The sequence below is a fragment of the Micromonospora cabrerizensis genome, from assembly GCF_022230955.1.
Taxonomy (GTDB): Bacteria; Actinomycetota; Actinomycetes; order Mycobacteriales; family Micromonosporaceae; genus Micromonospora; species Micromonospora cabrerizensis.
The window spans coordinates 106,211-125,438 of record NZ_JAKKFI010000045.1 but is presented as its reverse complement, the minus strand read 5'-3'; the positions used below and the strand labels follow the sequence as shown (position 1 = coordinate 125,438).

The window sequence follows — 19,228 nt, the reverse complement described above, 5'->3', positions numbered from 1 at the left end:
AGGTCGGCCGGCGACGTCGGGCCCGGCCGTGGCGGCGCTCAGCAGGCCGCCCGCAGCAGCGTCTCGGGCTCGCCCGGCCCGCGCAACGCCCGGGCCTGCCGGGCCAGCAGGTGGTGTTGGGCCGCGTGGGCGAGCTGTTCGCCCATCTGGGCGTGGCTCGCCGCCTCCCGGTGCCGGTCGGCCACCCGGTACGCGGCGGCCAGGCCGAGATGGGCGTTGACCTCGGCCCGGCGGTAACCGATCTCGCGGGCCAGCCGCAGCGCCCGGTGCAGCAGATCGAGTGCCGCCGCCGGGCCGTGCAGGCCGAGCGCGACGGCGCCCAGGGTGGCCAGCGCCTCCGCCTCGACGCGGCGTCGACCGATCGCACGGGCGATGCTCAGGCACTCCTCGGCGAGGTCCTGCGCCTTGGCGTGGTAGCCGAGGTCGACGTACGCGGCGGCGAGCTGATCCAGGTCCGTGGCGGCGCCGTAGCGGTTGCCCACCTGCCGGCGGATCACCAGGGCCCGGGTGAGGTGCAGCACCGCCAGGCTGGGTTGACCGAGGGCGCGCAGGCCGACGGCCAGGTTGTGCAGCACGTTGGCGATGTCGTTGAGCGGCTGCTCGGCGACGGCCAGGGACGTGTAACCGTCCAGCGCGGCCTGCTGCGCCCGGACCGCGTCGGGCAGTTGGTCCAACTCCAGCTGGACGACACCGACGTTGCCCAGGCAGCTCCACTCGGCGTAGCGGTTGCCCAGCTCGCGGTAGAGCCGTAGGGCCTGCGCGTAGCACTCGCCGGCCTCGGTCAGCCGGCCCTCCTCCCGGTGCACGATGCCGAGGTTGTTGAGGATGGACGCCTGCCCGACCCGGTTGCCCAGACGGAGCTGGATGGTCAGTGCCGTGGTGAACCGCCGCCGCGCGTCGGCGTAGTCGGCCCGGCTGGCGCTCAGCGTCGCCAGGCTCGCCTGCATCGCGGCGACCCCCTGGTCGTCGCCCTCAAGGTGGGCCTGGGCCAGACCCAGCTCGGCGACCGACCGCCACTCGCCGTGTGCCCCGGTCTCCTGGAGATAGCCGCGCATCCGGTCGGCGAGGTGCCAGGCGATCTCCCGCGGGCCGTGCTGCGCCAGGTGCCGGATCGCGGCCAGCAGATTGGCGTACTCGGCGCGGAACCAGCCCGGTTGCTCCGGTAGTGCCGCCGCGGCCGTGCGCCGGACCGGCCCGGCGGGTTGCGGGAGGAACGCCATCCGGGGATAGCTGCGCCGCGCCAGCGCGTCGGCGGTGGCCAGGTAACCGTGGAACAGCCGGCTGAGGGCTTCGGCGCGCTGGTCGGCGGTGTCCTCGAGGTGGGACTGCTCGGCGGCGTACAGGCGGATCAGGTCGTGGGTGGCGAACCGGCCGCCCCGGGCGGGGCGGACCAGGTGGCTGCTGGTCAGGGTGCGCAGCAGCGCGTCCGCGACGGGCCAGTCGACGTCCGTGAGGGCCGCGAGGTCCTCGATGGTGAAGCAGTCGGTGGGCGTCGACCCGAGCAGCCGCAGCGCCCGCCGCTCCGCTGCGCCGAGCCGCTGGTAGGACGGCGCGATCGCGGCGCGCAGCGTCACTCGCGGATCACCGGGCACCGACAGGCCGCCGAGTCGGTCGCCGTCGCGCAGTCGCCGCACGTACGCGTGCGCGTCGGTCGGGCCGGCCGTGGCCAGGTTGGCCGCCACGATGCGCAGTGCCAGCGGGAGGTTGCCGCAGAGCCCGGCCAGGTCGCGCACGACGTCCGGCGCGACGGAGAAACCGTGATCCTGGAACACCGCGGTGAGCAGGTCGACCGCGTCCTGCGGACTGAGCGGGTCAAGACCGATGGCACGGCCACCGTGCAGCGCCACCAGCGCGCCGAGCGTGCTGCGGCTGGTCACGATCACCGCGCAGCCACCGGCACCGGGCAGCAGCGGCTCGACCTGCTCCGCCGAGGCGGCGTCGTCCAGGACGATGAGGACGCGGCGGCCGGCGAGAGCCGCCCGCAGCGCGGTGGCGCGCGCGTCGGCCGTGGCGGGTTGGGCCGCACCACGCACGCCCGAGTAGGTGAGCAACTCGGCGAGGACGTCGAGCGGGCGAGCGTGGGTCTGCTGCTGGCCGCGCAGACGGACGTACCACTGGCCGTCGGGAAACTCGTCGGCGAGCTGGTGTCCGAGGTGGACGGCGAGGGCGGTCTTGCCGACGCCCGGGGCACCCGAGACGGACACCAGCGGCAGGCGTCCCTCGCTGACGGCCGTGCCGATGGACCGCCGGATGGCCGCGACCGTCGCGGCGCGACCGTGCAGCCCGCCGGTGTCGGCCGGCAGTTGGAACATCGGTGGTGCGGCGGGAGTGACGGTGGGCGTCGCCGCGGGTGGTCGCCAGCTCAGCGCGGGGTCCGCGCGGAGCACGCCGTCGCGCAGCTTCAGCACCGCCGGCCCCGGGTCGACGCCCAACTCGTCGGCGAGGATCGCGGCGAGCCGATGGAAGGCGTCGAGGGCTTCGGCCTGCCGCCCGCTGCGATACAGCGCGAGCATCAGCTGTGCCCACAGCCCCTCGCGCAACGGGCTGCGCCGGGTCGCCTGTCGCAGCTCCGCGACGATCTCGGTGTGCCGGCCGAGGGTCAGCTCGGTGTCGAAGAAGACCTCGGTGGCGCGCGCCCACCGCTCGGTCAGGGCCGGCACATCCTCGCGGTGCAGCACCTCGGAGTCGACGTCTGCCAACGGGTCACCGCGCCACAGCGCCAGGGCGTCGCGCAGCAGGTCGGCGCGGCGGTGTGGGTCGGCGGGCAGGCCGGCCGCCACGAGCGTGTCGAAGCGGGCGAGGTCGAGGGCGGCCGGGGGCAGGTCGAGGACGTAGCCGCTGGCCCGCGTCGCAATCAGCTCGCCCGGGTGGTCCTCGATGGTGAGGGTGCTGCGCAGCCGCCGGACCAGTGAGTGCAGCGCCGCCTTTGCGTGGGCGGGTGCCCGGGAGCCCCAGACCCGGTCGACGAGGGCGGGGACGCTGACCGTCTCACCCCGGTTGAGCAGCAGCGTCGCCAGCAACGCCCGCTGCCGGTTGGCCGGGACGGGGATCACGCGGTCGTGCCGGGTGACGCGAAGCGTGCCGAGCACGGCGAAGTCCCACTCCACGAAGCCCCCAGGGTCGGGACGACCAGACGCCGCACGGCACCGACCGAGAGCGACGGTAACACGACGGTCCGACACGACGGTGTGACCGTGACGCACGGTGTTCGCCCACGGGAAGGGCCGTGACAGCGCGATGACAGCGCTTCGACGACGCCCGCTGCGACCGTGTGCTCGGCGACGAGGAGGAACAGGTGACGCAGATGGACTTTCGCATCCTGGGGCCGATCGAGGCCGTCCGGGCGGGTCGGCCGGTGCGCCTGGCCGGCCCGCAGCAGCGTTCGGTACTGGCCGCGCTGCTGCTCGCGCGCGGCCGGATGGTGTCGGTGGATCGGCTGGTACGCCTGCTGTGGGCCGAGCGACCGCCCGCGACGGCGCGTACCCAGCTGCGCAAGCGGATCAGCGGGCTGCGCGCGTCGCTCGGGGCCGACCGCATCCGGTCCTGGCGGGACGGGTACGCGCTGCGCGTGGCACCGGGTGAGCTCGACCTCGACCGGTTCCTCGACGAGGTGCGGCGAGCCGACCTGCTGCTCCGTGCGGGGCGGGCGGCCGAGGCGTCGGACGCGCTGACCGCGGGTCTGGGGTGGTGGCGCGGGCCGGCGCTGGCCGACGGCACCGACGAGCTGACCGACGCCGAGGCGCCGCAACTGGAGGAGGCACGGCTTGCCGCCGTCGAGCAGCGGGTGGCCGCGCGGTTGGCCTTGTGCCACCACCCGCAGGTGGTCGGGGAACTGGTCACGCTGGTACGCCGGCACCCGTACCGGGAGCGACTGCGTGGTCAGTTGATGCTGGCCCTGCACCACAGTGGCCGTACCGCCGACGGCCTGGGGGTCTACCGGGACTGGCGGGCGGAGCTGTCGGCGCAGCTCGCCATCGAGCCGGGTCGGGAGCTGCGTGACCTGCACCGTGCGCTGCTGTCCGGTGATGTCCCCTGCTGAGCGTGGTGGTGCCGGGCGGGGGCTCGATGGCCCCCGCCCGGCTGGGCGTCATACGCAGGAGACGCCCCAGTAGTGCGAACTGATCTGGTTGTCGGCGGCGGTGCCGTCGTTGAAGACCTGCCAGCCGAGGGTGAAGTCGGCCCAGGAGTCGCCGCGGGACAGGCACATGCTGCCACCGCTGTGGAACGTCCCGACGTGCATCCGTACCGCGTCGTAGTTGTGGCGGACCCCGTTGTTCCACACCGACGTGGCGATGTTGTCGAAGCCGTAGTTACCGCCGCAGCCCCACTGGCCGCTGGTGCCGGCGCCGCCCGGGTTGATCCAGTTCTTCGCGTTGCCCGCCCACGCGCACCAGCCACCACCCCAGTAGGCGTGCTCGTAGGCGTAGAAGTAGCCGTTGCCCTCCGCGGCCGTCCGCGCGCCGTCCGCCGGGGTTCTCCGGGGTAGGTCGACCCGCTCGGCCCGGCCGTCCCGGTCGACCGGTGCGGCCTGACTGGCCGACCCGACCGAGTCGGGTTGCGCGGGGGATGCGGCCGCCGGTGCGCCGGACAGCAGCATCGCGAGCATCGCGGCCCCCGCCATGACCAGGTGGATACGTCTCATCTCGTCCTCCTTCTCGCCGGGCGACCATCGCCTCGGCGTTCATTCCTGCTCGCTGGCGACCACGGCCCGGGCCCGAGGGATCGCCCCGTGCTCCAGCCGGTTCCTGGTCGCCACGTCCTGGTGGTGAGCCGCCGCCAGCTCGTCGCCGTGGCGGGCGTCCAGCTCCCGTGCCGTCGCGGCGAGCCCGTCCTGGGCGCACCGTGCCTCGGCGACCGCGGCGGCGATCTCGGCTTCCCGGCCGCGGTCGCCGACGCTCTCCCGCAGTCGTTGCGGGCTGTCGGCGGCGTACCCCTGCTGCCGCAGGCACCGCGCCCACGGCCGCAGCGCGGCCGTCCAGGCGGGGTCGGCGAGGACCCGGCGCTGCCGCAGGTAGCTCAGGTCGGCGACCACCTTGTTCGCCCGGTACCACTGCGCCAGGTCGCCGTAGAGCTGACGCTGCGCCTCGGACGTGCACCCCTCGGCGCTGCGGCGCATCACCCCACCGGAGGGGAGCCGCGCCTCCAGGCCCTCCGGCCGAGGACCGTTGAGCGCGGCCAGCAGTGCTTCCCTGCGCTCGGGGGAGAGGCCACTGACGTAGCGCTGGTTGGGGTCGGCGAGCCGGCGGGCGTCCACCGCCTCCACCAGGTCCGAGCCGAAACCGTGCCGGCGCGCCCACGCGAGGTCGTCGACGATGTACGGAAAGGAGCGCAGCTCGTCGGCCGGCGGCGACGCGTCCAGCCACATCTGGAATCCCGCGCGGGTCATGCAGTCTCGGGTGAGAAGCGACTCGGCGCGGCTCAGGAGCTGTCGTTCCTCCGCCGTGACGGGTCCGGCGGGGGCCGGGTCGGCCGGGGCCGTGCGGGTCGACACCGGGCCGGCCGAGGTCGAGCCGGGCCAGGCTCCCGCGATCGACGTCGCGGCCAGCGGCAGCGCGACGGCGACGACGGCGGTGACCGCGACGAGTGCCCGCCGTCGGGGCCGGAGTGGTCCAGGTGTCCTGCGTACTCGCATGACCCGAGCAGACCAGCGCCGCGTTCCCTTTTCGTACCGCCGACGTACCGCCGACGTACCGCCGGCACGGTCCGCGTCGACATTCGCGGTGGGCGGCTGATGGCGTGCGGTCGATTTAGCGGGTAGAAACATGTCAACCCCTGCGTCCCGGCCCCACCCCGGCCGGAGGGGTCAGAGAGCGCTCTCACCGCCCCAGCTGTGCCGGAGGTACGAGGTCCGGCCAGCGGAGAGGACGAACCACATGACAGTCCCGCCCCGACGGGTTCGCCGGACCTCCGGTCGTACCCTTCTCCTCGCTCTGGTGGTGGCCACCGCCGTCGTGGTGACCAGCACCGCCGCCAGCGCCGGCCGTCCGCCGTCCGGCGCACCGGACTTCGGCCCCAACGTGACGATCTTCGACCCGGGTATGCCGGTCGCCGAGATCCAGCAGACCCTGGACGCGGCCCACGCCCGGCAGGTCGACAACGAGATGGGCACCGAGCGGCACGCCTACCTGTTCAAGCCGGGCACGTACGGCACGGCCGAGCAGCCGTTGCAGGCCAAGGTCGGCTACTACACCGAGGTCTCCGGTCTGGGCGCCTCGCCCACCGACGTCACCGTCAACGGCAAACTCGAGGTCTACAACCGCTGCCTGGCCGACGGTGGCACCGGCAACTGCCTCGCGCTGGTCAACTTCTGGCGCACCCTGTCCAACCTGTCGCTCACCGTCAACGCCGCCGGTCAGGACGGCTGCCGGTCGACGGCGAACTTCTGGGCGGTGTCCCAGGCGGTGTCGATGCGCCGACTGAACATCGGCGGCGGCGGTCTGTCGCTGATGGACTACTGCACGGCCGGCCCGCAGTTCGCCAGCGGCGGATTCATCGCCGACTCGCGGCTGCCGGCCACCACCAACGGCTCGCAGCAGCAGTGGCTGACCCGTAACAGCGAGGTCGGCAGCTGGTCCAACGCGGTGTGGAACCAGGTCTTCGCGGGCGTCGAGGGCGCACCGGACGACGCCACGTTCCCCGACCCGCCGTACACCACCCTGGAGACCACCCCGCTGAGCCGGGAGAAGCCGTACCTCTTCGTCGACGGCAAGGGCCGCTACCACGTACGGGTGCCCGCCGCGCAGCGTGACACCCGGGGTGTCTCCTGGGCCGACGGCATGACGCCGGGGCGGACGATCGGCATCGGCGACTTCTTCGTCGCCAAGCCGTCCGACCCGGTACGCGTCATCAACGCCCAGCTCGCGCGCGGCAAGCACCTGCTGCTCACCCCCGGCACGTACGACATCGCCCGCAGCATCGAGGTCCGGCGTCCGGGCACGGTGGTGCTCGGGATCGGCCACGCGACGCTCACCGCGGTGAACGGCGCCATCCCGCTCGACGTCGCCGGTGTCCCCGGCGTGATCGTCGCCGGTGTCACGATCGACGCCGGTCTGGTCGAGTCGCCGGTCCTGCTGCGGGTCGGGCGCCAGCACGGCCACAACGCCAGCAGCCCGCACAACCCGACTACGCTGTCGGACGTGTACTTCCGGGTCGGTGGCCCGCACATCGGCCGGACGAACACCGCGCTGGAGGTCAACAGCGACAACGTGCTCATCGACCACACCTGGGTCTGGCGCGGTGACCACGGCGTCGAGGGCTTCACCGAGGGCGTCAACGGTGACACCGACCGCTGGCGCACCAACACCGGTCGCTACGGCGCTGTCATCAATGGCGACCACGTGACCGCGACCGGCCTGTTCGTGGAGCACTTCCAGCGCTACAACACGGTCTGGAACGGCGAGCACGGCACCACGATCCTGTACCAGAACGAGCTGCCGTACGACCCGCCGACCCAGGCCGACTGGATGAACGGCGCGGTCGAGGGTTGGGCCGGGTACAAGGTCGGTGACCGGGTGCGTCACCACACCCTGCACGGCGGCGGGGTGTACGTGTTCAACCAGAACAACCCGTCGATCCACACCGAGAACGGCTTCGAGGTGCCGAACCGGCCGGGCGTGAAGCTGCACCACATCATGACCGTCAACCTCAGTGCCGGCACGATCGACCACGTGGTCAACGGCGTCGGTGAGGCGGCCGACATGACCAAGGTCGGCGTACCGGTCTACCTCAAGCAGTACCCGGTCTCGTAGGGATCTCGCGCGTACCGACGGGGCCGGGGCCGGTATGGCTCCCGGCCCCGTCGGCTGTGGAACGGGGCCAACGGATCCAATCCGCGCTCGATCGGTCTTGAATTCCTATCGTGTCGGTAGGAAAATAGGTGAATGCCGGTCGGTCCGCTCCTCACCTCGCGTCGGGTCGTGGACCTGATGCGCGTCGCCTCGGAACTCTGTCCGGGCTCACCAGCGATCGACTGACCGCCGCCGTCTCTCATCCGGCCGTCGTGGCCGGATCGTGCGCCGTCCGCGGGGCTCCGGCCCCCGGCGCTCTTCCGCGCGGTCGTCGAGGCCCTCGCGTTTCCGTGTCCCGCTTCTCCGCCGATCCGGCACGCCCGGATCCGGTCACCCCTGGAGGTACGCCATGACCACCGACCCGTCACCGCCCACCCCACCGACGGCCGGGGAGTCCCGGCTGTCGTTCAACGAGGACTGGGTGGCGACCATCCTCGGCCTGGCCCTGCTCGCACTGGTCCTGCTCGGTGCCATCCCCGCCGGGCTGGTGCCCTGATGACCACGGACGCGACCCGCACCGGTGACGAGACCCGGACGGTCGACGCCACCCGGGGCGGCGCGGCACCCGCCGACGCCGCCGTGCCAGTCCCGGGCAGTGGGCCGCCGACCACCGGCGATCCCGCCGACCCGACCACCACCGCGGCGCGTGGCGGCGGGTTCTGGGCCTGGACCCTGCTCGGCCTGGTGATCGTGGTGGGCCTCGCCGCGCTCACCCGCTACCTGGAGCAGAACGTTCCGGGGTGGGCCGAGGGCAGCGCGGTCGAGGATGTCGGCGCGGCGATCGAGTACCCGGTCTACGCCATCCTGCTGGGTCTGCTGGGCAACGTCGCCGTCACGCTGCTCGGATGGCGGGACCGCATCGCCGCGGCCTTCCGGACCGAGTTCTTCATCAAGACCGGCCTCGTGCTGCTCGGAGCCTCGATCAACCTGGCCGTGATCGCCAGCGCGGCCGGGCCGGCCATCGCCCAGGCGATCCTGCTGATCAGCGGGGTCTTCCTGTTCACCTGGTGGCTGGCCGGCAAATTCGGCCTCGACGACAAGCTGCGCGCGTTGCTCGCGTCGGCGGTGTCGATCTGCGGGGTCAGCGCGGCTATCGCCGCGGCCGGCGCGGTTCGTGCGCGCCGGGAGCAGTTGGCCTACACGGCGAGCCTGGTCATCATCTTCGCGCTGCCGTCGATCTTCATCCTGCCCTGGCTCGCCGACGTGTTCGGGCTGTCCGACGCGGTGGCCGGCGCCTGGATCGGCGGCAACATCGACACCACCGCCGCGGTCACTGCCGCGGGGGCGCTCGCCGGCGAGGAGGCGCTCCAGATCGCCAGCATCGTCAAGGTGACCCAGAACGCGTTGATGGGTGTCGTCGCGGTCGCCCTCACCGCGTACTTCACCCTGCGGGTGGAGCGGCGGCCCGGCGCGGCCCGACCGGGCCTCGGCGAGCTGTGGACGCGGTTTCCCAAGTTCGTCCTGGGCTTCATCGCCGCCTCGGTCATCGCGACGTGGTACCTCGACGCGGCGGGCGCGGACGGCAAGGCGACCATCGCCATCGTCAACGACCTGCGCGTCTGGTTCCTGATCCTGGCCTTCGTCAGCATCGGCCTGGAGGTCCGGGTCGCGTCGTTGCGGGAGGCCGGTTGGCGGCCGGTGGCGGTGTTCGCCAGTGCCACCGTCTTCAACCTGGCGTTGGCACTGGGCCTGGCGTCGCTGCTGTTCCGCAACTTCTCGGCTTGAGTCGACGCGTCACCGTCGTGGCCTGCGGACGGTCGTGGGTGCACCGGCGGGGCCGGGCCGGGTCGGCTCCGGCCCCGCCGGTCGCACTCACTGAGAGGGTGTCTTCGAGGCTGGCTGCGCGTGGCGTGCCCGCCCCGATCGCGCGTGCGAGGTCGGCTTCTTCGTCGAGCCCGGCAGGGCTTCCGTCCTGACCCGTTCGGGCCGGGCCAGGAAGGGCAGACTGTCGACATAGGCTTGACCCGCACCACTCGGCACGGTCACCGCGGGCTGCTCGATCTTCGTCGACCGGCTGTGCCGGGCGCCGGCCCTGCGCCGTCCGGTGTCGGCCGTGTCGGGACGCGGAATGGTGGCCGCGGCGGTCACCGGTGCGGGGATCGGCAGGGCGGGCGGGCTGGCGGCGCGGCTGGTCTGGCGGTGCCGGGCGCGCCCACTGCCGGTCTTGAGGCCGAGGGCCGGGCGTTCCACCAGGTGCCAGGACAGCATGGCGAAGAGCAGGGCGCCGAGCAGGCTCAGCACGATGTAGACGACGATCCCGAACCGGGCGCCGCCGAACAGGGCGACCAGCTGCTGCACCGGGAAGCCGTAGATGTAGATGCCGTACGTGTAGTCGTGCCGGCGGCTGATCGTGGACAGCCGCTTCGGCAGCGCGACCGCCGCGTACAGCACGAGGTAAGCGAACGCCGGCAGGCCGACCGCGAAGAACCCGCCCAGCCACAGTGATCCGACCAGCACCACCGAGGCCAGTACGGCCAGCTCCCGGTTCACGGGGATCCGGTGCGCGTAGAGCCGTGCGGCGGCACCGAGCAGGAACAGGAAGCCGAGCATCAACGTCCAGTCGGCGGCGAAGGCGCCGATCAGCGGGAACGGTCCGATCGCGCCGTGCTGCGGCGGCCGGGAGCTCCAGGTCGGTGCCGTGAAGAAGTCCGCCAGGATCAGCGCGTACGAGCCGGCGGTCAGGACCAGCACCGCGCGAGGCGCCTTGTGCAGGACCGAGGTCACCACGAGGATGCCGACGACGGCGTAGAGGGCCAGGTCGTACCGCAGGGTCCACAGTGACCCGTCGAACGCGCTGGGTCCGCCGACGATCTGCCCGTACGGGGTGTCGGCCAGCAGCCCGGAGATGGGGAACTGCTCCATCGAGGCGACGAGGTTCGTCAGGACGTAGTCGAAGGGCCCCTCCGGGTGCCCCCAGAAGCCGTCGAGGTTGCCGTTCTCGTACAGCGCCGCCAGGGGGGCGAAGACGAACGCGGTGACGAGCAGGCAGGCCCACAGTCCCGGAAAGACGCGCAGCACCCGGGCGCGGACGTACTGGCGCAGCGTGGAGCGCAGTGCGCTTTCGGTGATGAGATATCCGGAGATCAGGAAGAATCCGTACAGGCACATGGTGCCGAGGTCACTCTGCCGGCCGAATGTCGCCGCTCCGACGTTCGCCTGACCGAAGCCCAGCGGCCCGGCGTGCGCGACGATCACGCCGCACGCCATCGCCAGGCGAAGCACGCCGAAGGCGTTGTGCTGGGCCGAATACCGGCCCTCCAGCGTCGGGGATCGCTGCCCGTTGAACCACGCCTGCACCTGACGACTCCTCTGATCACTGAATGGTGGGGATCGACAGAGCGGAACGCCGCCGGTCGATGTGCCAATTATCAGTGCGTAAAGGAGGTTTGTCCCCGTAATGGGTGATTGTCCCGATTCTCGAACCTTCAGGCGGCGGGGGAGACGACCCGGCGACGCTGCGCCACGCGGGGGACCGGCAGGCTCAACAGCCCCGCCATGGCGGCGACCGAGCGTTCGCTGGCCTTCCCGTCGCCGAACGGCGAGCCGACCGCGCCGCCGCGCCCGACGGCGAGGTACCGAAGCCCGGCCGACACGAGCCGCTCCGGGTCGGTGCCGACGAGCTCGCCGCGGCCCGCGGTCAGGGCCTCCGGCCGTTCCGTGGTGTCCCTGGTGACCAGTAACGGGACCCCCAGGGTGGCGGCCTCCTCCTGAAGCCCACCCGAGTCGGTGACGATCAGGTCGGCCACCCGCAGCAGCCCGATCATCTGCGGGTAGGGCAGTGGTGGAGTGACTCGGGCATTGGCGATGCCGGTCAGCCCCGCGGTGACCGCTGCGCTGACCTGCGGGTTGGGATGGGCGACCATCACGATCTGAACCTCGGGGCAGCGTCGCGCCAACCGGCTCAGACCGTCCAGTGTGGCGGCCACCCCGTGACCCCAGTTCTCCCGGCGGTGCACGGTCGCCACCACCAGCTTCCGGCCCGGGTCGACCCAGGTCGGTGGTTGGGCCGTGCCTCGCTCGACCAGATCCTGGAGCGCGTCCACGACCGTGTTGCCGGTCACCACGATCGCGTCCGAGGGGATGCCCTCGCCGATGAGGTTCGCCCTGGCCGCCGGGGTCGGCGCCAGGTGCAGCGCCGCGATGCGCGCGAGCATGGCCCGGTTAGCCTCCTCCGGGAACGGCCGATCCAGGTCGCCCGTCCGCAGCCCGGCCTCCAGGTGTACGACGGGAACGCGCCGCCAGAACGCGACCGTCCCGCCGGCCAGGGCGGTCGTGGTGTCCCCCTGCACCACGACCGCCGCTGGACGGTGGTGTGTGACCAGATCGTCGATCCCCGTGATCAGTGCCGCCGCCAACTCCGCCAGCGAGCCGGTGTGCCGTTGCGGGCGCAGGCTCACCTCCGGGTGGAGGCCGAACGGGGCGAGTGCCTCAGCGACGCGTCCCGGCTGTTGACCGGTGTCCGCCACCCGCACCGTGAACCTCGGGTCATCGAGGAGACGGCGGATCAGAGGCGCGGTCTTGACCCCTTCCGGCCTGGTGCCGGCCAGGATCAAAACCTCTCGTGATGTCGATCTGCTCGCACACATGTCGGGTCAGCTCCTGGCTGCCGCGCGGCGACGCCGCCAGAGCGAGAACCCGCCGGTGGTGCCGGCCACGAGTGCGCCGATACCGAGCGCGATCGGTGCCCCGGCCAGCGGGATCACCGGAATGGGGGGTGCGATCGCGTTGGCACCGCAGCTGGACGTGCCGATGGTCACCCCTGCCAGCGCTCCACCGAGCGCCGTCAGGTTCAGCGCCGTGACGGTCAACTGACCGACACCCGAGCTGGACTGTGCGTTGAGGGTCAGGTTGAGCAGCCCCGGGACGTTCAGCCCGGTGTTGGGCGCCGGGTTGACCGGCAGGCTGAGCAGCGTCGTCTCGATGCCGAGCAGCGTCGACGTGATCCGGGCGTTCACCAGGCTCGTCGAACCCGTCGCCGACGGGCTGCTGGTGGCCGTGCACTGCGAGGTGATGGCGTCGGCCACCAGGGCGATCGAGGCGAGGCCGCTGGTCCCGAGGACCAGCGACACCCCGGCGCCGGGCGTGACGAGGCACGACCCGCCGGGACCGATGGTCACCGTGCCGCCGACGCCGAGCACGCCGGCGCAGGCCGCCGAGGTGCCGTCGTTGAAGGCCCGGACGTTCTGGACCAACACCCCGGCGGTGATGACGGTCTGCCCGCCGAGCACGCCCAGAGGGGGAGTCTGGTTTCCGGAGATCGACTCGGTGGTGCCGTCGTTCGTGGCCGACGCGGTGCCGGAACTCGCGAGGCCACCACCGAGCAGGCTGATCTGTAGTGCGGAGGCTGAGGACTGGGAGGTGTCGGCCATGGCCGGAGAGGCCGCCAGGACGACCATGGCGAGGCCACCGGCCAGCACCGCGGCGGTACGGGCGAGACCGGATCTAACTCGTGGCATAGATGTCTACTTTCTGACGTGGGCGATTGTGGGGCGGTCTGTGGTGGTGGGGGTGGTGGTGAGGTGCGAGAGGTGGGTCAGGTGCCGGGGCGGCCTGATCGAGCGGGGTCCGTCGGCGCGACCAGATCTGCGCGGCGGTTGCACCCGGCGCGGCTGGGCCGGCACGGCCACTCGACCCACGGCCCGGACCGGGGCCGGTGGTGTGGGCGGATCCGCGGCACGCGCGGTCTTCTGCCAGTCGGTGCGGGCGGTCACCATGCGGGCGAAGGCCAGCCAGACCGCCAACGACTGGGCGTAGCTGTAGAGCCAGTGGCAGACACCGAGCAGCAACGCTCTGGTCACCGACAACTGCGGCTCACACCGGGAGCGGTAGACGATGCCCCACAGGGCGAACGGCCCGACACCGAAGACGAGCACCAGCGGGGGTACGCCCCAGCCGCCACTGCTCCACCAGCCCTGCAACCCACCGGTGGTGTTGTCGATGTAGTAGCTCATCACCACGAGGCAGGCGAGATAGACCGGCGTACCGAGCAGTTGGGTCCACGGTGCGGCCAGGAAGTGGGCGATCTCCAGGGTCGCGGAGTTGCGGATCCGCGGTGACCGCAGCACCCTGCCGAGGTAGCGGCCGCACTGCATCGACCCCTGAGCCCAGCGGGTGCGTTGCCGCACCAGCGGCCCGATCCGGGTCAGTGCCTCCTGGGCCACCCAGCTCTCCGAGCAGTACTCGGTGCGCCCACCGGCCAGCAGGATGTGCAGGCCCAGCTCGAAGTCCTCCAGCAGGGCCCCGTGCCACGGTGTGCCGTGCTCGTCGGCGATCTCGTTGAGCAGCGACAGCCGGGTGAACTGGCCGTTGCCGCCCATCGCGACACTGCCGGTCCGTCGGCGTAGGGACTGCATGGCGGCGATCGGTGCGCGGAACTCCATGTCCTGCAACCGGATCAGCAGCCGTCCCCAGCCGCTGACCTCGGTCGTCGGGGCGTACCGACGGGGTGCGCACTGGAGCATCCGCACCTCCACCTGCACGGCGCCGACCTCCTCCCCGCCGAAGTACTGCCGCCCGGAGAGGGCGACGGGACCCTGCGGGTCGAGTCGGCTGTCCGCGTCCAGGACGCCCACGATCACCCGGGTGCGGTCGGCGTTGGCCGGCAACCACTGCTCGATGCGGCGCCAGGCGGCGTTGAGAGCGGCGCCCTTGCCCTGCCGCGCGTCCGGCAGCTGACGCTCGATGACGTGCACCCGAGGCTGGTCGGCGAAGGCGGCCAGTTCGGCGAGCGTGCCGTCGTCGGAGGCGTCGTCGACGCACCAGACGGTTGCCTGGGGAAAGTCGCTGAGCAGTCGCCGGACCGTGCCGCCGACGACCGAGGCCTCGTTGCGGCACGGCACGATGATGTGCCAGTCGAAGCCGTCCGGGCTGCCGCCCCGACTACGTCGGCTCTTGAGGTGGAACACCAGGATGCTCAGCACGTACGCGCAGAAGCTGACACACAGCAGGAACGCCGCCGTGTTGAGCAGTGCGAGGGACTGGGTCTCAGTGGACACCGGCGATCCCTCCACGGAGCCGCTTGGTGCGGCTGACCAGGACCACGAACAGGATCGCGACAGCGATCAGGCCAGCGGTCGTGATCACCGAGCCGATCAGCACGTGGCTGCGCTCGTAGCCGAGCCGGAAGCCCCAGGTCTGCATCGAGACCACCACCGCGGCGAGCCGGAACTGGTTCACCGTGACCAGCAGCACGATGGCCATCGCCAGGGCGTTCAGCCCGCGGGACACCGAGATGCGCCGGAAGCCGACGAGCGTCGAGGCCAGCACGATCGGCGGGATGAGCAACATGGCGACCGAGCAGCCGCTGGAGACCATGAAGCCGACCCAGCGCTCGTCCAGCGGGAAGATGACGGCCGCGCCGATCGACCTGGCGTCGGCCAACCCGACCGCGTCGACCAGCCTGGCGTTGAGCCACGCCTCGCCGCTGGCGATGTCGTGCCACCGCCACAGGGTGGCGGCGGCGACGGCGATGCCGAACAGGATCCCCGCACTGGCGCGCAACCACGCCCCCCGTGGGGAAGCCGTCATCGCTCGCGGCCCAACATCGCGACGAACCACAACGCCAGGCCCAGCACGACCAGCCCGACGCCGACCAGCAACCACGACTGAATGGCGACCCCGGTGGCGGCGAGACCGCCGCCGATGTGTGGCCCCTTGGTGGGTACTCCGTACATGCCCAAACCCCCCTCGCTAACCCGGAGGCCAGAATGGCATCGGGTGAATCGGGCAAAGAGGATAAAGCGGCATGGAAACCCTAAAGAGTGATTAAATACTCCTTAGGTGGAAGGGTGTCAGCCGCTCACGCCGACTTCCCTTGCCCCGCAACAGGTTCAGGCGTCCCGACAGGTTGGTCAGAGGTGGTCAAGATGGTGCCCGGAAACCCCCGCCGGACGGTCCCGCCCGCGACGTCGCGATGGCGGGCCGTGGCGCGCTGGAAGAAGGCCATGGTCGCCCTGATCGCGTTGTTCGGCGTGCTCTGCGGGGGCGTCGTCACGGTCGGCTTCGGCCTGAAGCACCGGTACGAGAGCCGGGTGCAGCGCGAGGACATCCTCGGTCAGGGCACCGGCCCCCGCGACGAGCGCCGGTGGAAGTCGGGACCGCTCAACCTCCTGCTGCTCGGGTCGGACTCCCGCGACGGCGAGCCGGACCAGGCCCTCTATCCGGGGGAGCGGTCGGACACCATCATGCTGGTGCACGTCAACGCCGCCCGCGACGGTGCCACCGTCGTCTCCATCCCCCGGGACAGCTACGTCCACGTGCCCGCCGCGGGGCAGACCTGGTCCGGCGGACCGAACAAGATCAACGCCGCGTTCGCGTTCGGTGGGGCCGCGCTGGCCGCCGAGACGGTCGCCAGACTCACCGGCCTGCCGCTGGACGGAGTGCTGGTGGCGAACTTCGCCGCCGTCCGCAAGCTCGTCGACGCGGTGGAGGGCATCAACGTGTGCCTGCCGTACACCGTCAAGTCCTCGGACACCGGCGTCACCTGGCTCGCCGGCTGTCACGACCTGGACGGCAAGGCGGCCGACGACCTGATGCGGCAGCGGCACGGCGTGCCCGGCGGTGACTTCGGGCGCATCCACGACCAGCAGCTCGTGGTGCGTGCCCTCGCCGAGCGGGTCACCGCGACGAGTCTGCTCACCAGCCCGACCCGGCTCGACCGGGTGCTCACCACGGCAGCGGAGTCGCTGATCGTCGACCGCGACCTCAATCTGGCCGACCTCACCCTCGCGCTGCGCAAGGTGAAGCCCGAGACGGTCCAGTTCGTCACCGTCCCCTTCAGTGACGCCAACCTGCAGACCCCCGCCGGGTCCGCGGTACGGCTGGACGAGGTCCGGGCCCCGGCGCTCTTCACGGCCCTGCGCGACGACCGCGTGGCGCAGTGGCTCGCGGCCAACCCGCAGACGCCACCGGCGAACTAGGACGGCGCTGTCAGCCCGAGGGCTACTCGTCCTCGTCGGCCGGGCGCGGATCTCGCCTGCGGCGACGAGCCCTCCTTGCCCGACAGCGCTGGGTGTTGCTGTTCAGGACGTTGGTGCCGGCGCGTAGTGGTGGGCAAGGTTGGTGGCGAGGTCGCGGAGGTGAGCCCTGGCTTCGGTGGGGCCGTGCACAGTGACGGCGTTCCCGAACGGCAGTAGTGCTCGCACGTCCTCCAGATGCGGGAAGCGAATCGTTACCTTGTGGCCGTTCCCGGATTCCTCATCGTCGTCCCGGACGAGTCGTAGGCCGAAGATCCGTTGCGCTCGCTCGATCTGGGTCCGGTCGATGGTGGCGCTGACCTCTAGCGCGTGGTGGTGCTCCCACTGATCAGTGAGCGCTGCGGCGACGGTGGCCAGGGTGTGGTTCTCGCGGAGCCGTCGTGGCTGGTCGACTTCTTTCCACGTGGTGATCCGTTCGAGTCGGTACATCCGTGGCACCCGGGCACGGTCGGCGACGAGGTACCAGATGCCGGCCTTGGCGAGCAGCCCGTAGGGATCCACGACCAGGTCGCGTGGGGACGGCTCGCGGGGGCTGTCGTACTCAATCCGTAGCTGGCGACCTCGCCGCACCGCGCCGATCAGTGAAGCCGGACTCGTGCCGGAAGCGCGTCTCTGGTGCCAGGGACGGCTGTCCACGTGCACGACGTCGGTGAGCGGCAGGAGCTCATGAACTCGACGTGACTGTCTCGCGGCGAGCTTGGCGAGCGCGCGTCGGCTCTCGGCCGATGCGTTGAGGTCCGCGCGTTGCTTCTCATCCAGCCCGATGAGCGAAAGATGGTCATGCTCGCCAGGCGTGAGTCGTGTGAGGTCGAGCCCGGACCCGGGCAGCATGGTCACGCCGCCGAGGCGGCCCCGGTGGGCGGTCACCGGCAGACCGGCGTCACGGAGCCAGTTCAGGTCCCGGGTGATGGTTCGGAGGGAAACCCCGAGCGCCGAGGCAAGTTCCTGGGTGGTCGCGCCATCCCTCGATTCGAGCAGCAGCATCAGTGCGAAGAAACGGTCCGGGTTCACACGCGGAGCTTTCCAGGAAATTGCGACACGATGCGGCGCATATTCCAGCCAGGCTGGTGGATGCACACCTACGAGCCGTGAGAAGGAACAACCATGACCAGATCCGTCGTGTCCATCGTCTACGTGAACGACGCTCCCGCCGCAGCTCGTTTCTACGGCGAGCTCCTTGACCTGAGGCCCTCGTTCGAGACTCCGGGATACATCACCTTTGACCTCGGGCCGGGCGCTGACCTCGCTGTCTGGTCCGGCCAGTTCGAGGGTCTGTCGCCGGACGTTCCGCGTACCAGTGAGGTGTGCCTGGCCATCGGCGGCGGTGGACCCGACGAGGTCAACGCGATCTTCAAGCAGTGGCAGTCCCAGGGGGTCACGATCCTGCGGGAGCCTCATGATGCGGGATTTGGGCTGACCTTCCTCGCCGCCGATCCTGACGGGAACCGTATCCGGGTCGCACCGCGGGGCTGAAAGGCCACAGTGCGGCAGGCGCGCACGATCTCGAGCCTCAGACCGTCGGCCGTGGCATCCTGACCGCACGACAACGGCGGGTGGGAAGTCCTCGAACCTCCCACCCGCCGACCTCGCCGGGGCAGACCTAGCGCGACCGCCGCCAGTAGCGGCACGTCCAGTCGACCTGGTGCAGCTCGTCCACGATGCCGTGCGCGGCGCGGAAGTCGTCGACGGCCTGCTTGCAGCCGCGTACCGCGTGGTAGTCGTCGATGATCACGTACCCGCCGACCGAGAGCTTCGGGTAGAGCGAGCGCAGCGCCACCATCGTCGAGTCGTAGAGGTCTCCGTCGAGACGCATCACCGAGATCTGCTCCACGGGCGCGTCCGGCAGGGTGTCGGCGAACCAGCCCTTGAGGAAGCGGACCTGGTCGTCGAGCAGCCCGTACCGGTCGAAGTTGGCCTTCACCTGCTCCAGCGACACGGCCAGGAAGGGCACCTGCCAGAGCCCGTCCTCGACGTCCTCGATCCGGTGGGGCGCCGGCTTCGGCAGACCCCGGAACGAGTCCGCGACCCACACCGTCCGGTCCCGGTCACCGTAGGCGCGCAGCATCCCGCGCATGAAGATGACCGCCCCGCCCCGCCACACGCCGGTCTCGATCAGGTCGCCGGGCACGCCCCGGTCCAGCACGTCCGCGATGCACCGCTCCAGATTGTCCAGCCGGCGCAGACCGATCATGGTCTCGGCCTCCGGCGGCCAGTCCCGGCCGGTGGCCCGTGCCTCCTCGTCGAACGGGAACTGGAGGACCAGCTCCAGCCCCTTGCGTTGCAGCAGGTGCCGGCCACGCTGGTAGAGCTTGCCGTGCAGGGACCCCCGGCGCGGCTGGTAGGGCATCCACGTCTCGCGGAAGACGTACCTGGTCAGCGCTTTCTTGAGCAGGTCGCAGTAGAGGGCGCGCGGGTCGTCCAGCATCGGCTCGGACGCCTGTGTCGGCACCAACATCTCACTCATCG

The 19,228-nt window shown here is 71.3% G+C and carries 17 protein-coding genes; 6 read left to right on the top strand and 11 right to left on the bottom strand.

Going from position 1 to position 19,228, the window contains the following annotated elements; all coding sequences use genetic code 11:
- Positions 1-38: 38 nt before the first annotated feature.
- Entirely contained in the window at positions 39-3,107 is a 3,069-nt protein-coding gene (locus LADH09A_RS05800; protein WP_238643692.1) for an AfsR/SARP family transcriptional regulator, read from the bottom strand.
- A gap of 197 nt (positions 3,108-3,304) precedes the next feature.
- Here LADH09A_RS05800 and LADH09A_RS05795 point away from each other — a divergent pair, with 197 nt between their 5' ends.
- Entirely contained in the window at positions 3,305-4,039 is a 735-nt protein-coding gene (locus LADH09A_RS05795; protein ID WP_238643743.1) for an AfsR/SARP family transcriptional regulator, read from the top strand.
- Between the two features lie 48 nt (positions 4,040-4,087).
- Here the strand turns inward: LADH09A_RS05795 and LADH09A_RS05790 are convergent, their stop codons facing one another.
- Both LADH09A_RS05790 and LADH09A_RS05785 read right to left on the bottom strand, forming a co-directional pair.
- Positions 4,088-4,642 (bottom strand): hypothetical protein, encoded by a 555-nt coding sequence (locus LADH09A_RS05790; RefSeq protein WP_238643691.1) that lies wholly within the window; start codon positions 4,640-4,642, stop codon positions 4,088-4,090.
- A gap of 39 nt (positions 4,643-4,681) precedes the next feature.
- Positions 4,682-5,632, bottom strand: coding sequence for a hypothetical protein (locus LADH09A_RS05785; protein WP_238643690.1), 951 nt, complete (start codon positions 5,630-5,632; stop codon positions 4,682-4,684).
- 241 nt (positions 5,633-5,873) lie between these two features.
- Between LADH09A_RS05785 and LADH09A_RS05780 the strand changes: the two genes are divergently transcribed.
- From LADH09A_RS05780 to LADH09A_RS05770, 3 genes are all read left to right on the top strand, one after another.
- A complete protein-coding gene (locus LADH09A_RS05780) occupies positions 5,874-7,748 on the top strand; it encodes a pectate lyase-like domain-containing protein (RefSeq protein ID WP_238643689.1) in 1,875 nt (624 codons plus the stop codon).
- Positions 7,749-8,136: 388 nt separating this feature from the next.
- Positions 8,137-8,283, top strand: coding sequence for a hypothetical protein (locus tag LADH09A_RS05775; RefSeq protein WP_179779490.1), 147 nt, complete (start codon positions 8,137-8,139; stop codon positions 8,281-8,283).
- A complete protein-coding gene (locus tag LADH09A_RS05770) occupies positions 8,283-9,512 on the top strand; it encodes a YeiH family protein (RefSeq protein WP_238643688.1) in 1,230 nt (409 codons plus the stop codon). Before LADH09A_RS05775 ends, LADH09A_RS05770 begins: the two co-directional genes overlap by 1 nt.
- Positions 9,513-9,599: 87 nt before the next feature.
- On the opposite strand, the gene LADH09A_RS05765 is transcribed toward LADH09A_RS05770, so the two are convergent.
- The 6 genes from LADH09A_RS05765 to LADH09A_RS05740 all read right to left on the bottom strand — a co-directional run bounded on the left by LADH09A_RS05765 (position 9,600) and on the right by LADH09A_RS05740 (position 15,460).
- The gene (locus LADH09A_RS05765; protein ID WP_238643687.1) at positions 9,600-11,084 is read right to left on the bottom strand and encodes an acyltransferase family protein; all 1,485 of its coding nucleotides are present in this window, start codon (positions 11,082-11,084) and stop codon (positions 9,600-9,602) included.
- A gap of 128 nt (positions 11,085-11,212) precedes the next feature.
- Positions 11,213-12,373 carry a non-hydrolyzing UDP-N-acetylglucosamine 2-epimerase gene (gene wecB / locus LADH09A_RS05760; RefSeq protein WP_238643686.1) on the bottom strand — a complete coding sequence of 387 codons (1,161 nt, stop codon included), beginning with the start codon at positions 12,371-12,373 and terminating at the stop codon, positions 11,213-11,215.
- A gap of 6 nt (positions 12,374-12,379) precedes the next feature.
- Complete coding sequence (locus LADH09A_RS05755) at positions 12,380-13,243, bottom strand: choice-of-anchor P family protein (protein WP_238643685.1); 864 nt, start codon at positions 13,241-13,243, stop codon at positions 12,380-12,382.
- A 6-nt stretch (positions 13,244-13,249) separates the two neighbouring features.
- The gene (locus LADH09A_RS05750; protein ID WP_238643684.1) at positions 13,250-14,782 is read right to left on the bottom strand and encodes a glycosyltransferase; all 1,533 of its coding nucleotides are present in this window, start codon (positions 14,780-14,782) and stop codon (positions 13,250-13,252) included.
- Positions 14,772-15,287, bottom strand: coding sequence for a hypothetical protein (locus tag LADH09A_RS05745; protein WP_238643683.1), 516 nt, complete (start codon positions 15,285-15,287; stop codon positions 14,772-14,774). The genes LADH09A_RS05750 and LADH09A_RS05745 overlap by 11 nt, the downstream gene beginning before the upstream one ends.
- Before the next feature lie 23 nt (positions 15,288-15,310).
- Positions 15,311-15,460, bottom strand: coding sequence for a hypothetical protein (locus LADH09A_RS05740; RefSeq protein ID WP_238643682.1), 150 nt, complete (start codon positions 15,458-15,460; stop codon positions 15,311-15,313).
- A gap of 192 nt (positions 15,461-15,652) precedes the next feature.
- Between LADH09A_RS05740 and LADH09A_RS05735 the strand changes: the two genes are divergently transcribed.
- Entirely contained in the window at positions 15,653-16,705 is a 1,053-nt protein-coding gene (locus tag LADH09A_RS05735) for an LCP family protein (RefSeq protein ID WP_238643681.1), read from the top strand.
- Positions 16,706-16,807: 102 nt separating this feature from the next.
- On the opposite strand, the gene LADH09A_RS05730 is transcribed toward LADH09A_RS05735, so the two are convergent.
- A complete protein-coding gene (locus LADH09A_RS05730) occupies positions 16,808-17,773 on the bottom strand; it encodes a helix-turn-helix transcriptional regulator (protein WP_238643680.1) in 966 nt (321 codons plus the stop codon).
- Positions 17,774-17,866: 93 nt separating this feature from the next.
- Between LADH09A_RS05730 and LADH09A_RS05725 the strand changes: the two genes are divergently transcribed.
- Positions 17,867-18,235, top strand: a complete 369-nt coding sequence (locus LADH09A_RS05725; protein ID WP_238643679.1) for a VOC family protein — start codon at positions 17,867-17,869, stop codon at positions 18,233-18,235.
- A 127-nt stretch (positions 18,236-18,362) separates the two neighbouring features.
- On the opposite strand, the gene LADH09A_RS05720 is transcribed toward LADH09A_RS05725, so the two are convergent.
- Positions 18,363-19,226, bottom strand: coding sequence for a TylF/MycF/NovP-related O-methyltransferase (locus tag LADH09A_RS05720; protein ID WP_238643678.1), 864 nt, complete (start codon positions 19,224-19,226; stop codon positions 18,363-18,365).
- Between the last annotated feature and the right edge of the window lie 2 nt (positions 19,227-19,228).